This window comes from Mycobacterium sp. NGS51 (genome assembly GCF_059812525.1).
On the sequence record NZ_JCALCV010000010.1, the window covers coordinates 110,146 to 129,589 of the forward strand.

At 65.5% G+C, this 19,444-nt stretch carries 12 protein-coding genes and 2 pseudogenes; 3 read left to right on the top strand and 11 right to left on the bottom strand.

From position 1 onward, the window contains the following. Window positions 1–3: 3 nt before the first annotated feature. From AC5Y5W_RS14315 to AC5Y5W_RS14330, 4 genes and pseudogenes are all read right to left on the bottom strand, one after another. Window positions 4–845 (bottom strand): annotated as a pseudogene (locus AC5Y5W_RS14315) (polyprenol monophosphomannose synthase); the annotation flags it as partial. 66 nt (window positions 846–911) lie between these two features. Next, a pseudogene (lnt, locus tag AC5Y5W_RS14320) lies at window positions 912–2,765 on the bottom strand (apolipoprotein N-acyltransferase); the annotation flags it as partial. Beyond that, window positions 2,758–4,350, bottom strand: coding sequence for an amidohydrolase (locus tag AC5Y5W_RS14325; protein ID WP_500010277.1), 1,593 nt, complete (start codon window positions 4,348–4,350; stop codon window positions 2,758–2,760). The gene AC5Y5W_RS14325 and the pseudogene lnt, both read right to left, overlap by 8 nt. 20 nt (window positions 4,351–4,370) lie before the next feature. Continuing rightward, entirely contained in the window at window positions 4,371–4,844 is a 474-nt protein-coding gene (locus tag AC5Y5W_RS14330) for an FxsA family protein (protein WP_500010278.1), read from the bottom strand. Window positions 4,845–4,911: 67 nt separating this feature from the next. Between AC5Y5W_RS14330 and AC5Y5W_RS14335 the strand changes: the two genes are divergently transcribed. Beyond that, entirely contained in the window at window positions 4,912–5,619 is a 708-nt protein-coding gene (locus tag AC5Y5W_RS14335) for a dienelactone hydrolase family protein (RefSeq protein WP_500010279.1), read from the top strand. A gap of 5 nt (window positions 5,620–5,624) precedes the next feature. Here AC5Y5W_RS14335 and AC5Y5W_RS14340 read toward each other — a convergent pair whose 3' ends face one another. Together AC5Y5W_RS14340 and cobN are read right to left on the bottom strand one after the other, a co-directional pair. Further along, the gene (locus AC5Y5W_RS14340) at window positions 5,625–6,008 is read right to left on the bottom strand and encodes a PPOX class F420-dependent oxidoreductase (protein WP_500010280.1); all 384 of its coding nucleotides are present in this window, start codon (window positions 6,006–6,008) and stop codon (window positions 5,625–5,627) included. A gap of 110 nt (window positions 6,009–6,118) precedes the next feature. Then, window positions 6,119–9,691: a cobaltochelatase subunit CobN gene (cobN, locus tag AC5Y5W_RS14345; protein ID WP_500010281.1), complete on the bottom strand. Its 3,573-nt coding sequence runs from the start codon at window positions 9,689–9,691 to the stop codon at window positions 6,119–6,121. Window positions 9,692–9,755: 64 nt separating this feature from the next. On the opposite strand from cobN, the gene AC5Y5W_RS14350 reads away from it, so the two are divergent. Beyond that, entirely contained in the window at window positions 9,756–10,577 is an 822-nt protein-coding gene (locus AC5Y5W_RS14350) for an SDR family oxidoreductase (protein WP_500010282.1), read from the top strand. A 590-nt stretch (window positions 10,578–11,167) separates the two neighbouring features. Then, window positions 11,168–12,265, top strand: coding sequence for a helix-turn-helix transcriptional regulator (locus AC5Y5W_RS14355; protein ID WP_500010283.1), 1,098 nt, complete (start codon window positions 11,168–11,170; stop codon window positions 12,263–12,265). 9 nt (window positions 12,266–12,274) lie between these two features. Here the strand turns inward: AC5Y5W_RS14355 and AC5Y5W_RS14360 are convergent, their stop codons facing one another. The 5 genes from AC5Y5W_RS14360 to AC5Y5W_RS14380 all read right to left on the bottom strand — a co-directional run bounded on the left by AC5Y5W_RS14360 (window position 12,275) and on the right by AC5Y5W_RS14380 (window position 19,109). Further along, on the bottom strand, window positions 12,275–13,735 hold the full coding sequence (locus AC5Y5W_RS14360; RefSeq protein ID WP_500010284.1) for a flavin-containing monooxygenase: 1,461 nt from the start codon (window positions 13,733–13,735) through the stop codon (window positions 12,275–12,277). 70 nt (window positions 13,736–13,805) lie between these two features. Continuing rightward, window positions 13,806–14,192 carry a nuclear transport factor 2 family protein gene (locus tag AC5Y5W_RS14365; protein WP_500010285.1) on the bottom strand — a complete coding sequence of 129 codons (387 nt, stop codon included), beginning with the start codon at window positions 14,190–14,192 and terminating at the stop codon, window positions 13,806–13,808. A gap of 667 nt (window positions 14,193–14,859) precedes the next feature. After that, window positions 14,860–15,459, bottom strand: a complete 600-nt coding sequence (locus tag AC5Y5W_RS14370) for a DUF4760 domain-containing protein (protein WP_500010286.1) — start codon at window positions 15,457–15,459, stop codon at window positions 14,860–14,862. A 393-nt stretch (window positions 15,460–15,852) separates the two neighbouring features. Then, entirely contained in the window at window positions 15,853–16,218 is a 366-nt protein-coding gene (locus tag AC5Y5W_RS14375; RefSeq protein ID WP_500010287.1) for a hypothetical protein, read from the bottom strand. Window positions 16,219–16,457: 239 nt separating this feature from the next. Then, the gene (locus AC5Y5W_RS14380; protein ID WP_500010342.1) at window positions 16,458–19,109 is read right to left on the bottom strand and encodes a LuxR C-terminal-related transcriptional regulator; all 2,652 of its coding nucleotides are present in this window, start codon (window positions 19,107–19,109) and stop codon (window positions 16,458–16,460) included. Window positions 19,110–19,444 lie beyond the last annotated feature (335 nt).

Here is a 19,444-nt window from a genome sequence, read left to right on the forward strand (position 1 = left end):
GAATCATCCGTGTTGCATCTGGGACACGCCCGCTGGCGGTCGGTTGAGCCGGCCGCTGATCCCCCACTGGGCAACCTTGACCAGCGCTTCACGGATGTTGGATCCGCTCATCTTCGACACGCCCAGTTCACGCTCGGTGAAGGTGATGGGCACTTCGACGACGGAGAAGCCGTTGCGGACCGTGCGCCACGTCAGATCGATCTGGAAGCAGTAGCCCTTGGAGTCGACGGCGTTCAAGTCGATTTTCTCCAGCACCTCGCGCCGGTAGGCGCGGTAGCCGGCGGTGATGTCGTGAACGCCGATCCCGAGCAGCAGCCGCGAATAGGTGTTGGCCACCTTGGACAGCACGATGCGCCGCCACGGCCAGTTGCGGACGGTTCCGCCGTCGACGTAGCGCGAACCGATGGCCAGATCGGCTCCGGCGTCCACGGCCTCCAGCAGCCGGTGCAGCTGCTCGGGCGCGTGGCTGCCGTCGGCGTCCATCTCGACCAGTGTCGAGTAGCCGCGGCTTAGACCCCAGGCGAAACCTGCCAGGTAGGCGGCGCCCAGCCCGTCCTTGGCGGTGCGGTGCATCACGTGTATCCGCTCGGAGTCGGCTGACGCCAGCTCGTCCGCAAGCTCTCCGGTGCCGTCGGGACTGCTGTCGTCGACGACAAGTACGTGGGCATCGGGACGTGCTTGGTGCAGGCGCTGCAGGATGAGCGGAAGGTTCTCCCGCTCGTTGAACGTGGGAATGATCACCAGCGTGTGCTGGGTGGGACGGTCGCCCGTCATATAGCTCCTCTGTCTGGCCCTCACCGGGCGGAATGTCGGCCGCCCTGGTCGAGCGGGTCGTCGTCTTCGAGCGGATCCTCGTCGCGGTGGTCGGACGGACTGTCGACGGCGTCTTCCGTAGGAACGTCCGACTTCGCCGGCCGGAATCGTCGACGACCCGGACGCGGGAACCATCCATTCTGCAGTATTGCGCCCAGAACCGCCCCGACGCCTGCCAGCACCAGGATCCACTGGACGATCGGCTCCCAGCGGGTGGCCGGAGTCAGCGCCGTCTTGAGGCGCACCTGGGTGTCGAGGTAGGCGGGCTCGAAAAAGTCGGTTCGGGCCAGTTCGCGGCCATCCGGAGCGATAACGGCGCTGATCCCGACGGTGCCCGCGACGACGACGTAGCGGTCATGTTCCACCGCGCGCACCTTGTTGAACGCCAGCTGCTGCTCGCTCATGGCCTGGTTGAACGTGGCGTTGTTGCTGGGGATCGCCAGTAGCTGCGCTCCGTTGCGTACTGATTCACGGGTGGCGCGGTCGAAGATCACTTCCCAGCAGGTGGCCACCCCGACCGGAATGCCGGCGGCGTGTACGACTCCGGTGCTGTGGCCCGCCACCATGTTGCCGGCCCACGCGGCGTATCCCGACAGATGCCGGAACAGCCACGGCCAGGGCAGGTACTCACCGAACGGCTGGACGATCTGTTTGTCGTGGCGTTCGGCGGGTCCAGTGGCCGGATTCCAGACGATCACGGTGTTGGTGTACGCCGAATCACCCGGCGGCCGATTCGGGACATCGAGCACGGTGCCGACCAGGATCGGCACCCCGATCGCGTCCGCTGCCACTGTGATTTGCTGCGCGGCGTCGGGATTAGCCAGCGGATCGATGTCCGACGCATTCTCGGGCCAGATGACGAATTGTGGCTGCGGCGCGCGACCGGCGCGTACGTCGCCGGCCAGCAGCAGGGTCTCCCGGACGTGGTTGTCGAGCACCGCCCGGCGTTGCGCGTTGAAGTCGAGGCCGAGTCTGGGCACATTGCCCTGCACCGCCGCGACCGTCACGGCGGGCTCGTTGCCCGACCCGGTTCCGGAGTGCCGGACTTGCGGCCAGATGACGACGGTGGCGAAGAACACCAGGCAGATGCAGACCGCCGGCAGCACCACCGCCGGCGGTCTTTCGACGGCCCTGGCTTCCGGGCCGCCCTCCCTGGTGCTTTGCCACCACAACGCGATTTCCCGGACGATCGCGGTCAAGCTGCAACCGATCAGCACGATCGCCAGCGACAGCAGCGGAGGCCCCCCGAGTCGGACCAACGGCAGGAATGGCCCCTCGGTCTGACCGAAGGCGACCACACCGAAGGGAAATCCGCCGAACGGGACGGTCGATTTCAGCCACTCGTGCGCTGCCCACACCGTCGCGAACCAGATCGGCCACCCGGGCAAATCACGCACCACAACGGCCAGCAAGCCGAAGAGGCCCGGAAACAGGGCGGACACCGTCGCCAGCGCTATCCACGGCGTCACGCCCACGAGCGTGCTGATCCATGGCAGCAGCGGCAGGTAGAACGTCAGCCCGAACAGAAACCCGTAACCGAATCCGCCCACCGGTGTGGTCGCGGGCCGTGTCAGTACCCAGGCCAGCAGCGCAAATGCGACGACCGCGCCCCACCACCAATCGATCGGCGGAAAGCTGGCATAGAGCAGCAGAGCGGCGGCGATCGTGGCGGCCAGCCTGGTGAGCCGGGGCTTGAGCGCACGGCCGACGCCGGGCAGCCGGGCCAGCAGCGCCGAACCCGCGCCGGCCAATCGCGTCCGCGCCGCGATGCTCAACGCCGGGAGGCGTTGCTGCAATACCGCATTGACACGGCTGGCCCGGTTCGACGGTTCGGGATCCTCCGCCTCAGCGACCGTGGTCTCGCCGGCGTCGCCGGGGTCGTCGTCGTAGTCGTCACCGATCGCCGGGATGATTTCGGTGGTGTCATGGCGGCGCCGCTTTCCCCTAGCCATAAATGACCGCGCCCCGATGCACGGTTTGCCGGCAGCGCGGCAACGCCTCGGTGTGGCTCAGTCGCGGCAAGGCGGGCACCCGGGACCTCGGATCGGTCGACCACCGCCGGACGGCGTTCGGTGGCGCGGTGACCTCGAGTTCGCCGACGTCCCAGACGGCGTAGGAGGCGGGCGCGCCCGGTGTCAAGGTCCCGGTCAGCCCGTCGCGCACTCCGGCGGCTCGCCAACCACCGCGGGTGGCGGCGGCGAACGCGGCACGGATGGACACCGCGCTGTGCGGGTTGTGATGCTGGGCGGCCGCGCGCACGGTTGCCCACGGATCGAGGCCCGTTACCGGTGCGTCGGATCCAAACGCCAGGGGCACGCCTTGGGATGCTAACAGCGCGAATTGATTGAGCTGTCTACCTCGGCCGGCACCGAGCCGACGAGCGTACATGCCCTCGTCGCCGCCCCACAGCGCGTCGAAGTTGGGCTGCATGCTCGCGATCACGCCCCAGGCGCCCAGTTTGGCCGCCTGGTCGGCGGTCACCATCTCCAGATGCTCCAGCCGGTGCCCGCACCGTGCGACGGCGACGACGCCGACCTCGTCGACCACCTGCTCGAAGGCGTCGACCGCTGTTGCCACGGCGGCGTCGCCGATGACATGAAAACCCGCCGTCACGCCTGCCTGGGTGCAGGCGCGGACGTGCGCGGCGACGGCGTCCGGCTCGAGATGGCAGTCGCCGACGCTGTGCGGGGCGTCGGTATAGGGCCGGTGCAGCCAGGCAGTGCGCGAGCCCACCGAGCCGTCGATGAACAAGTCGCCGGCCAGGCCATGGGCGCCGGTCTCGGCCAGCAGTTCGCGGGCCCGCGTGGCACTGGTCACGGCCTCACCCCAGTAGCCGATCACGTCGACACCGTGCTCGGTGGCGCGCAGTTCCTGCCAGTCGGCCAGACCACCGATGTCGGGACCGGCACATTCGTGTACTGCGACGATGCCGGCTGCGGCGGCGGCATCCAGGGCCGCGGCGCGAGCCTCGGCCCGCTGGGTGCCGGCCAGCTGGTCACGGGCCACGGCGCGGGCCAGGTTGTGAGCCTCGCCCGACAGCGGCAGCTGTTCGGCGAATCCGGCTGCCTCTCGCAGATCGGGGACCTGGCGGCGCAGGGCGGTCGAAGCCAGCGCCGAGTGCACGTCGACCCGGGCCAGGTAGGCAGGCCGGTCGCCGAGCAGCTCATCGAGGTCGGCCGTGGTCGGCGGGGTGCTATCGGGCCAGGTGGATTCGTCCCAGCCGTCGCCCCACAACATGTGATCGGGGCGGGCGGCGGCATGGTCGGCGATGAGCTGCAGGCAGTGCTGCCGTGAGGTGGCCGCGCGCAGGTCCAGTCCGCTGAGCATCAGTCCGGTGGCGGTGAGGTGGATGTGGCTGTCTACGAACGCCGGGGCGACGAAGGCGCCGTCGAGATCGACGACGTCAGCATCGGCGAACTGGTCGCGGCCGACGTCGTCGCTGCCCAACCAGGCGACGATGCCGTCGCGAACCGCCAGCGCCGTGGCATCGGGATGACTCGGGCTGTGGATGCGCCCGTTGAACAGCAGCGTCGTCACACTGCAAACCTATGGGGCGGTCAGTCGGGGCGGGACGGGAAGGCGGGCGGCTGCACGTCGGTGACGTCGATGACCTCACCGTCGATCACGTCGTCGCGGGAGCTCCGGTCGGCTGCCAGTCGTTCGCCCCCGAGCGTGGTGACGGTGATCAGCGGCCGGCCGACGCGGCGGGCTGCCATCGCGGTCAAGAGCGGCCGGGCGGCGGCCCGCGTCGGCGGCAGTAGCAGCAGCACCCCCGCCGCGGTGGTGACCAGGCCCGGCACCACGACCAGCATCGTGCCCAGGGCAATCACTGCGCTGTCGGTGACGGCCTCGCCCGGTGCGGACCGCAACCGGGTGAGTTGGCGCTTGACCTGCCTACCGGCCAATGCCGTGCCGATGACGAAGGTGCCCAACAGCACCAGCAGCGTCCAGCCGAGCCCGATCGTGGACGCCAACGCCACCACCACCGCAAGCTCGACGACGGCATAGACCAGAAACAGTCGCGACACCATGTCATGCCAACGTTTCCGTCCGGCGCGGGAGTTCCGTCGGCGTGCGGTGCGCGGTTAGATGCTTGATGTGACGACCATCCAGATGGACACCCCTGCCGGGCCGATCGATGCGCTGCTGGACATTCCCGACGGGCAGGCCCCGTTTCCCGGCGTTGTGGTGGTCCACGACGCGATTGGCTACGGACCCGATAAGGAATTGATTTCAGCGCACATCGCCGCAGCCGGATACATCGCGCTGACGCCGAATCTGTTCGCTCGCGGTGGCCGGGCGCGCTGCATCACCCGCGTCATGCGGGAACTGTTGACCAAGCGGGGCCGTTCGCTCGACGACGTCCTGGCCGCCCGTGATCATCTGCAGTCCTTGCCGCAATGCTCAGGCCGGGTCGGTATTGCCGGCTTCTGCATGGGTGGGCAGTTTGCATTAGTGATGTCGCCCAAGGGCTTTGGCGCCTCTGCGCCGTTCTATGGCACGCCGCTGCCGCGCAATCTCAGCGAAACGTTGGACGGGGCGTGCCCGATCGTGGCCAGCTTCGGCGCGCGCGATCCGCTGGGCGTCGGCGCACCCAAAAGACTGCAACGCGTGCTTGAGCGGAAAGCCGTCACCAACGACGTCAAGGTGTATCCGCGGGCGGGCCACAGCTTCGCGAACAAACTTCCCGCCCAGCCGTTGCTGCGTATCACCGGATTCGGCTACAACGAGGCGGCCACCGAAGACGCCTGGGCCCGTGTCTTCGCCTTCTTCGGCGAACACCTTCAAACAGACGCGTCCGGATAACAGCGTTAGCTGGCTGCTCTCAGCTCGAGACCGACGTTGTTCTCCATGCCGCCGCGCATTTTGCTGAAGAAGTTGAACACCGCCCCGACCAGTCCGTACCGCTTGCCGATCGCCTCGTAGACGGCGCCGTTGTAGGTCTTCTCGAGAATGGTTGCTGTCGCGTCGATGGCCTCGCTTTTCGGGCGGCCGCGCATATCGCAGATCGCCAGCGTCACCCGCGGCGTGGTGCGGATCCGTTTGACCTTCCACGACGCCTCTTGGCTGATGACCAGCAGGCGGTCGCCGTCCGGGGCAGCCCAGACCGGGGTCGGCTTGGGCCGGCCGTCCTTGGTGAAGGTGGTCAACAAGACGTACTTCGAGTTGGCAAGGTCGGCAAAGGTGAGGGCCATGGCCTCGAACCTACCGGCGCGTCCGGCGCCTTCTGCCGCAAGTGTGCGCAGAAACGGTTTACGGCCCGGCGTGTCGGCCGGGCGCACGCACGCTCGCGCGGGAGGTTGGGTCAGCCCTCCAGGTCGCCTTCGGTTTCCAGCAGCACCTGGCGCAGGCTGTCGAGGGTGTCGGGCTGCGGGTCCGCCCACATTCCGCGGCTGACCGCCTCCAGCAGTCGTTCGGCCATTCCGTGCAGCGCCCACGGGTTGGACTCGGCCATGAATTTGCGGTTCTGGCTGTCCAGCACGTAGGCGTCGGTGAGCTGCTCGTACATCCAGTCGGCCATTACGCCCGCGGTGGCGTCATAGCCGAACAGGTAGTCGACGGTCGCCGCCATCTCGAAGGCGCCCTTGTAGCCGTGCCGTCGCATCGCGGTCATCCAGCGCGGGTTGACGACGCGGGCGCGGAACACCCGGGTGGTTTCCTCCGAAAGAGTGCGGGTGCGAACCGCGTCGGGTCGGGTGTTGTCGCCGATGTAGGCGGCCGGTGCCTGACCGGTCAGCGCCCGCACGGTGGCCACCATGCCGCCGTGATACTGGAAATAGTCGTCGGAATCGGCGATGTCGTGCTCGCGGGTGTCGGTGTTCTTGGCGGCCACGGTGATCCGCCGGTAGGCCCGGTTCATGTCGTCGGTGGCGGCGCGGCCATCCAACTCGCGGCCATAGGCGAATCCGCCCCATGCGGTGTACACCTGCGCCAGGTCGGCGTCGTCACGCCAGTTGCGGCTGTCGATCAGCTGCAGCAGGCCGGCACCATAGGTCCCCGGTTTCGATCCAAAGATGCGTGTCGTGGCCCGGCGTTGGTCACCGTGCTGCGCCAAGTCGGCCTGGGCGTGTGCGCGCACGTAGTTCTCGTCGTCGGGCTCATCGAGGTCGGCAACCAAGCGCACCGCATCGTCGAGCATCGTCACCACATGCGGGAAGGCGTCCCGGAAGAACCCGGAGATCCGCACCGTCACGTCGATCCGCGGCCGTCCCAGCTCGGCCAGCGGGATCGCCGTGAGTCCGACGACTCGCCGTGACGCGTCGTCCCAGACCGGCCGAACCCCCAGCAGCGCAAGCACTTCGGCGATATCGTCGCCGGCCGTGCGCATCGCCGAGGTGCCCCACACCGACAGGCCGACCGACCGCGGCCACTGCCCGTGGTCGTCGCGATAGCGCGCGAGCAGCGAATCCGCCATGGCCACACCGGTTTCCCAGGCCAACCGCGACGGCACCGCTTTGGGATCAACCGAGTAGAAGTTGCGACCGGTGGGCAGCACGTTGACCAGCCCGCGCAGCGGCGAACCCGACGGCCCGGCCGGGATGAACCGGCCGTCGAGCGCCTTCAACACCTGGCCGATCTCGGCCCCGGTCTCGGCCAGTCGCGGAACCACCTCGGTGGCGGCGAATCGCAACACTGCCGCGACGTCGGCGTCGTCGGTGAGGTGCTGCACGGCGTCGTGGTCCCACCCGGTGTCCTGCAGCGCTTGGACCAGCTGCCGAGCTTGCGCTTCGACTTCGTCCACGGACAACCGCTCGTCGGTGCCGTCCTCGGCGAGGCCCAGCGCCTGGCGCAGCCCGGGCACCGAGTGCTCACCGCCGAACAGCTGGCGGGCCCGCAGGATCGCCAGCACCAGGTCGAGTTCGGACTCGCCCTGCGGTGGTTGGCCGAGAATGTGCAACCCGTCGCGGATTTGGACGTCTTTGATCTCGCAGAGCCAACCGTCGACATGCAGCAACATGTCGTCGAACGAGTCATCTTCGGGGCGCTCGGCCAACCCCAAGTCGTGGTCCATCCTGGCCGCGCGGATCAGCGTCCAGATCTGCTGACGGATCGCGGGCAGCTTGCCGGGATCCAGCGCGGCGATGGTGGCGTGCTCGTCGAGCAACTGCTCCAACCGGGCGATGTCGCCGTAGGTTTCGGCGCGGGCCATCGGCGGGATCAGGTGGTCGATAAGCACGGCGTGCGCCCGGCGCTTGGCCTGGGTGCCCTCACCCGGGTCGTTCACCAGAAACGGGTACACGAGCGGCAGATCGCCCAAAGCGGCATCGGATGCACAGCCGGCCGACATCCCCAATGTCTTGCCCGGCAGCCACTCCAGGTTGCCGTGCTTGCCCAAATGCACGACGGCGTCGGCGCCGAACCCAGTGTTGAGCCAGCGATAGGCGGCCAGATAGTGGTGGCTGGGCGGCAGGTCGGGGTCATGGTAGATCGCCACCGGGTTCTCGCCGAATCCGCGCGGCGGCTGCACCATCAGCACGACGTTGCCGGCTTGCATTGCGGCGATGACGATTTCGCCGTCCGGGTCGTTAGCCCGGTCGACGAACATCTCACCCGGCGGTGGCCCCCAATGCTTTTGCACCGCATCGGTGAAGTCGGCGGGCAGAGTCGCGAACCAGGCGCGGTAGTCGTTGGCAGACACCCGGATCGGGTTACCCGCCAGCTGGCCCTCGGTGAGCCAATCGGGGTCCTGACCGCCGCGTTCGATCAGCGCATGCACCAGCGCGTCACCGTCTTGCGCATCGACGCCGGGCAGCTCGCCGATGTGATACCCATGCTCGCGCATGGCCTGTAACAACTTCACGGCGCTGGCCGGTGTGTCCAGTCCGACCGCGTTGCCGATGCGGGCATGTTTGGTCGGGTAGGCGGAGAACACGACGGCCACCCGCTTTTCGCTGGGCGGCAGGTGCCGCAGCCGTGCGTGGCGGACTGCCAGGCCGGCCACCCGCGCGCAACGTTCAGGGTCGGCGACATAAGAGATCAGGCCTTCGTCGTCGATCTCCTTGAACGAGAACGGGACCGTGATGATGCGCCCGTCGAACTCGGGGACGGCGATCTGGCTGGCCACATCCAGTGGGCTGAGCCCGTCGTCGTTGTCGTGCCACTGCTGGCGGGAACTGGTCAGGCACAGACCCTGCAGGATCGGGACGTCCAGCGCGGCGAGGTGTTCGACGTTCCAGCTGTCATCCATCCCGCCGGCGGCCGCCTTCGCGGGTGTGGCTCCCCCGGCAGCCAGCACGGTGACCACCATTGCGTCGGCCCTACCGAGGATTTGCAGCATGTCGGGTTCGGCGGTGCGCAGCGACGCGCAGTAGACCGGCAGCGCCTGTCCACCGGCGGCCTCGATGGCTCCGCACAGCGCTTCGACATACGCGGTGTTGCCGGCGAGCTGCTGCGCGCGGTAGTACAGCACCGCAATGGTCGGGCCCTCGGTTTCTGCCTGCGCGCGTTCCAGTAAGCCCCAGGTCGGCGTGCTCGCCGGCGGGTTGAATCCGAAGCCGGTCATCAACAGCGTGTCGGACAAAAAGGCGTGCAGTTGGCGCAGGTTGGCCATCCCACCCTGGGCCAGGTAGAGATGCGCTTGCAAGGCGATTCCAGCCGGTGCGGTGGACCGCTCGGTCAGATCGGCATCCGGTGCCTGCTCGCCGCTGACCACGACGGCGGGGACGCCGCTGGCCAGCACGGTGTCGATGCCGTCCTGCCAGGCGCGGTAGCCGCCAAGGATGCGGACCACGGCGATGTCGGCGCCGTCGAGCAACTCCGGTAATTCATCGGGCAGCAGTCGCGCGGGGTTGGCCCACCGATAGTTCGCCCCGCTGGCACGGGCGGTGATCAGGTCGGTGTCGGACGTCGAGAGCAACAGCACGGTCGGATCGGACACCCGTCATTCCTACCGCAGCACGACTCGGGTGTCGGCGCACGGTGAGCATGACAGGATGCGACCTATGTCTGTCGCGGGAAGGATCGTTGTCATCACCGGCGGGGCTCGCGGGATCGGCTTGGCTACCGCCGGCGTACTGCACGGCCTCGGCGCCAAGGTCGCCATCGGCGACGTCGACAAACCCGCCGCCAAGGAGGCCGCCAGCCGGTTGGGCCTCGAGATTCACGGCAGATTGGACGTGACGCAACGCCGTTCTTTCAGCAATTTTCTCGACACCGTGGAAGATCAGCTCGGTCCTATCGACGTGTTGGTCAATAACGCCGGGGTCATCGCGGTGGGCAACGCGGTCGACGAGGCCGACGCCGTCACCAAGCGGCTGCTCGATGTGAACGTCTACGGGGTGATCCTGGGCACCAAGCTGGCCGCCGAACGCATGGTGCCCCGCGGCCACGGTCACATCATCAACATCGCTTCGGTGGGTGGCTTGCTGCCGACGGCGGGCATCGCGACCTATTGCGCGACCAAGCACGCGGTGCTCGGATTCACCGACACGGTCCGCATGGAGAACCGTGGTAGCGGCGTTCATTTCTCGGCGGTTCTGCCGACGTTGACCAACACCGAGATGATCGCCGGCATCGGGCACGCCAAGGGACTCAGGAACGCCGAGCCCGAGGAGGTTGCCAACGCGGTCGCGGGGCTGATCGGCAAACCAAAACGCCGCGTGGTGGTTCCGCGGTCGATGGCCGTCGTGCTGCAGTCTCAGCGATTCGTGCCGCAGCGGGTATCCGAGGCACTCGGCCGTGCGCTGGGCACCGAGCGTGTCTTCAGCTCGGACGTCGACGTCACGAAGCGCAAATCGTATGCCGACCGGACCGGGACGTCCTGACGGGTCACTCGATTGAGGTAGGCGATTACCCTATCCACCTTGGCGCGGCCGCGGAATAGTCGAATGATTAACACAGACGCGATACGAGAAGTTGCGAGGCGGTGGTGCCGGCCCGGGCTGGCCCGCCTCTATAGGCGGTCCATCTCGCGAGACATCCGCGCGGCCTCGAAGTAATTCGGTTCACGCGGCGGGTACTGCAATCGTGGCTCGGGCAGCGGGGTGAGCATGCGGCCAATCGCAGCAACCAGCTTTAGATTGAGCCGGCGACGGCGAGTTACCGTCGGCGGCAACGACAGTACTGCCGCGCTGCCGAAGACAACTTCCTGTTCGGTAACGACGACCGTTGTTGGAGAACGCTTCTGGGAGCTTTCCGCGGGACGCGGCGCCCCGACAGCGGGTCGCCCGGGGGATCGCGGTAATACATGCAGCATGTGCGGATCCCTTCATGCTCAATCAGTACATCGCAAGACAACCACCATGGGAGGTCAGATACCTCATTCAAATGGCGGATATTCAGCGTCTTTTCGCGGCAGGCTTCCATCCAGGCAGCCCCACATGCAAATGCTGACCGGCGGCTCGGAGACCAGGCGATGGTCACGGTCGAGGACTTCTCGCGCCTAGTATCGGGCATCTACGCGGCGGCGGTCACTCCGCAACACTGGGAGCCGGCGATACGCGACATTCATCGCGCGCTCGGCGCAACAGGCGGCTCCCTTCTGCTGGGCGATGACTCCTGGTCTTTCCGCAATTCGACCATCCCCGTCGCAGCACTCGAAAGTTATGCGAAGTACTACCACCGACTGGACTATGTGGTCGCCGCCGTAAAGAAAGGACCGGTCGGCGCGGTGCGGACCGGCCCAGAAATTTTGGTTCCCAACCGGAACGACGAGTTTTACGCCGACTGGATGCGCACCAACCAATTCGAAGACGGGCTATTCGTCCGGTTGACCGGCGGCAGCGACCGGCCCACGACTTTCCTTGTGACGTCAGCGCGACAGTCCTTCGACACGCCCGAACGGGTGCAGTTGATGAGTGGGCTGGTCGAGCACCTGCAGCAGGCGGTGCGCACCCAGGACAAGCTGGCTGCATTGGCCGACAGTGCAATTGAGCTGGCCGGCGCGCTTGAGGTTGTCCGGCACGGAATGATCATTGTCGCCCGCGACCAACTGGTGATCAACCTGAATGCCGCGGCAGAGCGGATCGTCCGCGCCGAGGATGGCCTTTGCACGCGGTCAGGACGTGTCGTCGCGACCAATATGCACGCTGACCATGGGCTGCAACGCGCCGTAAACGAGGCCCTGGCCGGCGGAACCTCCGCCGTTCGCGGGAGCCGGTCACTCGTCTGCGTGCGGCCCTCTGGTAGGCGGCCCTACATCATTCACGTGCTGCCCTCGCACCGCCGGGACGCCGATGAGCCACTCCGGCAGCCAATGGCCCTGGTCTTGATCGTCGACCCCGAGGACGAACCTGAACCCACGGCCGCACTGTTACGGCGGCTTTACCAGCTCACGGAGGCCGAAGCCGAAGTGGCGGTGCGCGTGACGCGCGGCGCGGACCTGAAGCAGATCTCCGAAGAGCTATCAGTCTCCATGACCACCGTTCGCACGCATCTGCAACACGTCTTCGACAAAACCGACACCCACCGTCAAGCGGAACTGGTGCGGCTGCTGCTTGCGCTGAGTCCTTGACATGGTCGGTCAGGCGGTGCGGATGTCGAAGTCGGCGAGCTCGGGCGGCTGCCGCAGCAGTTCGCGGTGCCGCTCTGGTGTCCACGGGAACAGTTCGGGCAGACCGTCTTTGCCAAGGTACCAACTGTTGCATCCGGTAACCCAGATGGTCTGTGGCATCGCCTGTTTCATATCTTCGTTGTATTCCTTGGTGGCCACTTCGGTTGGTGCGGCGGCAACGACGCGGCCATCGCGGATCTGGTTGACCCACCACATCGCGTAGTCGGCCTGATCCTCGGCGATCGGTACCAACGATTGGTTGCCGATGGGCGAATGCGGACCCATCAGCATGAACAGGTTGGGAAATCCTGGCACCGCAACCGATCGATAGGCCCTGGGTCCGTCGGCCCAGGCCTCGTCGAGGGTCAGCCCGCCCTCGCCGATGACGACGAGCGGACGCACGTAGGCGCGGGCGTCGAAACCCGTTGCGTAGACCAGCAGATCGAGCTCGTGCAACGTACCATCAGACGTGACGACGCCGCGCGGTTCGATGTGGTCGATCGAGTCGGTCACGATGTCGACTCCCGGCTTCTGCACAGAACGGTAGAAATGCCCCGCGAAGATCAGCCGTTTGCACATTGGCTGGTCTTGGGGTGTGAGCTTCGCCCGCAAATGCCGGTCACGTACCGAGAGACGCAGATTCCATCGGCACTGAATTTGAAACAGCCAGCGTTGGAAGCCGGGACGGATCGGCGCGCGCCCGAACATGACCCGCGTGTACCAGCCCCAGAAGCGGTAGCCGACGTCGTTGAGTTTCGGCCACCGGCCCAGCGCCGCCCGCGTCAGCGGTGAGTAGCGCAAATTGGGCATTGGGCAGACCCACTGCGCGGTGCGCTGGAAGACCGTCAGTTGGCGGACTTGCCCGCCGAGTTCCGCGGTGATCTGCACGCCGGTGGAGCCGGTGCCGATCAACCCAATGCGTTTGTCGGGCAGCGTAATCGAATGATCCCACCGCGAGGAATGAAACGCCGGGCCGGCGAAGGTCTCCAGTCCGGATATCTGAGGGTAGCGGGGCACGCGCAAGACACCGGTTGCGGTGATCAGCACGTCGAAAGATTCTTCGCCCCCGGCGGTGGTCAACCACCAGCGCCCGTCGTCGTAACGGGCCGACGTGACGTCGGTGCCGAACCGGATGTGCGGCCGAATGGCTCGTTCGTCGGCGACCTGCCGGAAATATGCCTGGATTTCCGGACCGGGCGGCAGCAGATGCGACCAGTTCGGGTTGGGCCGAAACGAATACGAGTAGTACCGCGATGGGACGTCACAGGTCAGACCCGGATAGGTGTTGTCGCGCCAAGTACCACCGACTTCATCGGCCTTCTCGAAAATGGTGTACGAGTCGATGCCCGCCTGTTGCAGCTTGACGGCCATGCACAGCCCCGACATCCCGGCGCCGATGATCGCGATCTTCAGTGGACGCTTCTGGTACATGCAACCTCCCGTTGCCGGCGTAGGCCTAAACCTACGCCGGCCAAGTCGACCGATTGCGGGATTCCGCCGGCTAACTGGCGACTACTCGCTTGGAACCGAAGATCCGTTCTTGTGCGGCAGTGTCGCCGAATGATTGGGCCTTGACAATGGCGCCCTCGCGGAATGTGTAAACGTCGGCTTCCTGGTAGGGCGCTCCGTCGACCGTAACTTCGGTCAGGACCACCACAACGTCGCCGTCGGCAACAATGTTCTTGATTTCAACTGCGGTGGATTTCTCCCCTAGTTGCCTGAACAATTCGGTGAGTTCGTCTTTGCCGCGGTAGGTCCCGCTGATCGCGCTTTCGCCGGTGAGCGTCCACTCCGCGGCGTCATCGAAAATGCCCAGGGCCGACTCGAGATCGCCCGCTGTGAACGCGGCGTAGCCCCTTTTTGTCGTCTCAATATTCTGATTGGACATTCCGAACCCCTTCTCTACCTTGTCGTTACAATCCGTCGGGCAGCCGGGGCCATCGCTGCGGTATGCCCCCGCGGACAGCGCAGCTTCTAGAAGTCCCCGGCATGGCCATAGTGTCCAGAGCGCCTGGGGTGGGCGCATAGGGTAGATGGCTACTCGATTTTTAGTAGCGGCGCTTCTGGTCGCCCAGCGCCGGTGTCGCGGTACCGATCGAATCTGGCGGCGCAAGCTTATGAATCATTGAAACCTCTTGTTTCACTGTGATTTCAGTGAGGTATCCCCGGTTCGACACTTTTATCCACAGTCGACGGTACGATGTCTCAATCTATGTCGGACTTGCGTTCCCTCACGTCAAGATGCGCGCGAGGGTGGGACTGCGAGGGTGGGACTAACGCGGTAGCATTCGAATATGCGTTCGGGTAGTGATCCATCCATGGCAGCGGGCAACCCCGCTTCCGAGCCGCAGGCCGAAGAGTTGCCACCAATCGCAGTTCGGAGTCGATTCGTGTCGAGGTCGCGCATGCGCGGAGAGGAGGTTCGCGCGCTGGTGTTAGCACTTCACTTCTTCGAGCGGGCGCAGGTGTGGGTCGTCCCGAGGAGAGTACGGCCAGCCCCAGAAGCGCCGTAAGAGGCGCGCGGATCGTTTGAAGGGCACTGAGGTGACCAGCGGTTAGTTAGAGCCGTGTGCGTCGTTAGAGTCCTTCGTTTTGTCGCTCCCGGCAGGATCTACAACCGCCCCGACTGAGTCGGGTTTGCCTGTACTGGGTTGCCACAGGATTGAATACCCGTGCTTTTTCGAAATCTTGACAGCGAGCTTCTCGAAGTTCTCGTACGTCCTGTTGTCATTAAGCAGCCTGCGGAGTTCAATTACGAACGGCTTGCAGGTGCTCCAGTATTGGACGACGGTGGTGCCAAGGGAATCGTCCACGATGCGGAAGGAAATTGCCCGACTCTTAATAAGTATGCGAAGGTCCTCGAAATAATCCAAGATGGTAAGAAATTCGAAGTACTCTAATGTACCTTCGTCGCGCAGCTTTAACATTTCGTCTCTGAGTCCGATAGGGCCACTCTCCGCCCGATACTTGGCCACGGTCGAACGCACACGTCGAAAAGCTATATCATCCCATCGCCGCGCTGCTTCCGTTGCAGCCTCCGCGTACCGGGCATGTCGCGCCTGGCTGATTTGTCCGAGGGCCAGTAACGCAGCGAATGCAAGTACAGCGGTTGCGATCGCTGTGACGATCTCGGCCCAGTTCGGATCAGCGTTCATGCATCGCTCCGTTTGTTAGTCGAATGACTTGCACATTCGATTTCCACGGCTGAACCGTATAATTCTGCAATCGCATCACGTCAAGGTCGAGGAGCATCACAGCAGTCGTCAGTAAGCCGTGCCCGTCCGGTGATTGCCTGTCGCTCGCCGCACGACTACACTGTGCGACATGTGCAACCGTGACACAATATGAGGCTCTGACACTCAAGATCACGAACCCTGCGCCTGGCGCAGGGTTCGTTGTTTTATCCCTTGGCAAGGCGGGTGAAACGGGCGTCTACGGCAGAGTCCCGTCGCAAGTCCGAAGACGACAACAGCCCCGTTTACAAGCCCGATCGCGACAAGTTGGCCCCGCCGAGCAATCCCTTACCGACGGGGCCAAGCCTTATTAGGTTATTCGTCGCCGACGGCATTCTCCCGAAGGATCTTGTCGTACAGGTCCTGACCGAGATCATTCTCGACACGGATTGCGATCCACTCTGGGACCGTGGCCGCATTCAGAACGGTCGTCGGCGGGTGGTCGCCCACCAAACTGAGCCGGGCGTTCAGCTCTGACGCGACCGCATCGACCAGAACACCGGGCACGTGGCTCGAATTGCTCTCGATGAAATCCCGTAAGTCACCGAAGGTGACTCGTATCGTGTTACCCACTTTTACTTTCCAATCCCCGCGCACGGTCGGCGCGGCAATTGCTTTCTTCGATGATACCGGGTCCGGGTCCGAGCAAGGCTGCAGCGCCGAGAGAAACGTTCGGGCCACCCCAAGGGAAAGTGGGGACGGCCCGGCCAACTACTAAGACGCACTAAGACGCCGACTAGGGCTGGCTGGTTCCGTCTGCCGTTAAGAACATACTTTGGCGGTTCGGGGTCGACCCAGAACCAACACCGACCACCACCCCGAAAAGCTATTGCGCGACGAAGATGACGACGACGAACCGTGAAAACGGCAACGCGGCTGACGGCGCATCCGGCAATGGCAACTGTTACTCGGCCGCGGCCTCAGTCTGAGTTCGCGGCCGGATAGCCTCTCGAGCGGCGATTACGGGTGGCCCTCGAACCACTGATCAAGTCCACCAGCTGGTCACGGCGCTCGATGTGAAGTTTCACGTAGATGCGGTAGAGGTGTCCATCGATAGTGCGCACCGATACGCACAGTCGGTCGGCGATCTGGCGGTTGGACAAGCCCGCTGCCACCAGCATCGCAATCTCGCGCTCGCGATCGGTGATCGGCAGCGGCTGCGCGGCAGCATTGACTGCCGGTGTGCGGATGTCGCCCTGGCTGGCGAGCCAGTATGCGTGGGTTGACGACTCCAATTCCCTGCCGTGATGACCGCTGCGGGCATGCTCGCGTGCCGCCCGGGCGGCCGCATCGGCGGCAAGCGCCACTGCGCCCAGCTCCGCGAACCGACCTGCCGCGCTATCCAGCGCATCACCGTCGTGGTTGACCAGGCCGGCAGCATGCGCGGCGACCGCTTCTGCCATCGGAGTTCGCAATTTCTTGGCAAGCTCCGCCAGCCTCGCGGTGTGCGCACGGTCACCGAACCGGGCAGCGGTGTGCAGTGCACGCATCTCTACCGCTGACATCCCGGACCGCTGCGCGTGCTGCGCGGCATGCACTGCATGCGTCTGGGCGGCCGACGTCTGACCGGCGGCTGCTCTTTCCCAGGCCCGAGCAAGCTCGAGCTCCGGTAAAAACACCGCCACCTGCGGGCCATAGGCGGATTCTGAGCTCTGCAACGCAGCGGCCGCAGCGTCAGCGTTTCCCCGGGCGCCTTCGGCCTGGGCGTGCCAGGCGCTCACCAACATCACCCAGGGCGACGGAAAGCCTTGCGATAACCCCGATATCGCAAGGCAGAACTCCGAACACGCGGCCTGCAGCGCACCGCCGGCAAGGTGCACGAACCCGGATATGGCACCCACCATGGCGTCTGCTGCAGGCACACCGGCAGCCATCTCGGCATAGCGTTCGGCAGCCCGCTCAGCCCCCCGGTGATCACCGACGGCCGTCAACGCCATGACCTCAGCGACGCCGATGGCGAACCGCTGCGGTCCCGACTCGCTGAGCGCCGCGGCTCGCAACCCCGCCTCCGCGAGGCGGTGGACCTGGCCATGCCGCCCGACAAGCGCCTGCGCACAAATCGTCGGTACCGCCGCCCACACCGTCGCCAACGGCAGCACTTCCGGTACGCACAGCGCCGGGCCGGCCTTGGCTGCCGTTGCGACGTCGCCGGAGAAGAAGGCAAACGACAGCTCCAGGGCCGCAACCAGGTCGAGGCCCAACGCAGAATCCACCCGATTTCTGACGTCGGCGAGTGCCTGCCGCGCCGCATCGACGCGCCCACAGACCCAGAACAGATTGGCCGCGCGCAGACACCCCCATCGAATGGTCAACAATTCAGCCGCTCCATCGGGATCGACTTCGGCGAGCACTGCCTCGGCTGCGTCGCCTCGGCCCTGCCAGCTCAGCGAATCGGCGAGTACGAGCGCGGCCGGCAGACCGCCGCCGTAGTCGAACGCGTATCGGGCCAGCTCTTCGCCGTAGCCGTGGTTCGACATGGCGACCGCGCTCGCAGCCGCGGTGATGATCACCTCCAGATCCGGCTCCAAGTCGCTTCGCATCATGAATTGAGCAAGTCGGATCTGGCCGCGCAGGTCGGGCAACCTCGAACGGCGCCCGCCGGCCCGCAGGTGCTTTTGCAGCGCTTGGGCCAGCAGGCCATTGAGTTGTCGTGAACGCACCACTCCGCCGAGTCGAATCGCGGCGTCACCGATGACGGGGTGGTTCAACTGCGCTACGGTTTCCCGACCGTCGGCAAGCAATTGAATGAGGCCTCGGCGCTCCAGACTCACCAACGCCCCGGCATCGCAAAGCTCGCGCACAATCTCCCAGTCCAGCAGCTCGCCGATTGCCAAAATCTCGACTGCCTCCAACTCTTCTGGAGTAAGGGATCTCAGCCGGAACTCCAGGAGGTCGTAGAGTTCGCGGTCCGCACGCAGCGGACCCTTCAGTTGCCAGCCGTCGTCACTACGGACCAGGACACCGTTTTCCCGGCCGGCGCCGAGCAAGCCCCGCAGCAGCAGCAAGTTCCCCCCGCTGCGGCCGTGGAGTTCGCCGACCAGTCGAGACTCGACGGCGCCGCCGAGCACGCGACGGGCGAGTTCGCCGGTCTGCTCGGCGGTGAATGCATCGACGTGCAGATTCAGCAGCAACCGCTCTTTCAACAGCGCTGTCACCGCGTCGAGCACCGCTTCCCCCGACCGGATCGTCACGATCAACCGGGCACTGCGGGAAGCCGCAAGCTGATAGACCAAGGTGGCCGAAAGTGGGTCTAGCAGCTGCGCGTCGTCGACGACGACTACCAGGTTTTCTTCCTGCTCCAGAGTCTCTTGGGCCGCGGCCAGCATGGTGGCCGGTTCTTGTGCGGCAGCAACCGTGATCGCCCGGGAGAACGCCCCCAATGGCACGGCGCAACCGGTTTCGGTGCCGAGCACAAATCGCACGGTCCGTCCACTCGACTCGAGGCTTTGGGCAAGGGCGCGAGCAAGCGTCGATTTGCCCACCCCGCTGGCGCCGACCAACGCCACGCCTTCGAATTCCGCGCCGTCATCGAGTGCCGCCAATGCTTGGCGGAACTCCTCGTCGCGGGCCACAATGGGCCACTTCGATCTGTCCTCGATGTGCACCGGCCGTGGAACCTCCCGGCTGCTAACGCGCGTGCTGGTGCGACTTTACTGCCTGTATTCGAGGCCAGAGTGCAAAACGGTTCTACCCGACCGCCGGGCCCGCGAGACAGCGGCGCTCAGTCCTCGAAGTGCCGCTCGGTGTCCCATTGTTCAAGCCAGGGCTGCAGCCGGTAGAGACCGAACAGGATCAGCGCCAGCAAAACACCTGTGAAAACCTCCAGTAGACCGGTCATAGCGGGTCGTTCTTCCTACCTAGGAGCGTGTCGTGCGCTGAGTTGGCGGCTATGCCAGCAACCTACGAC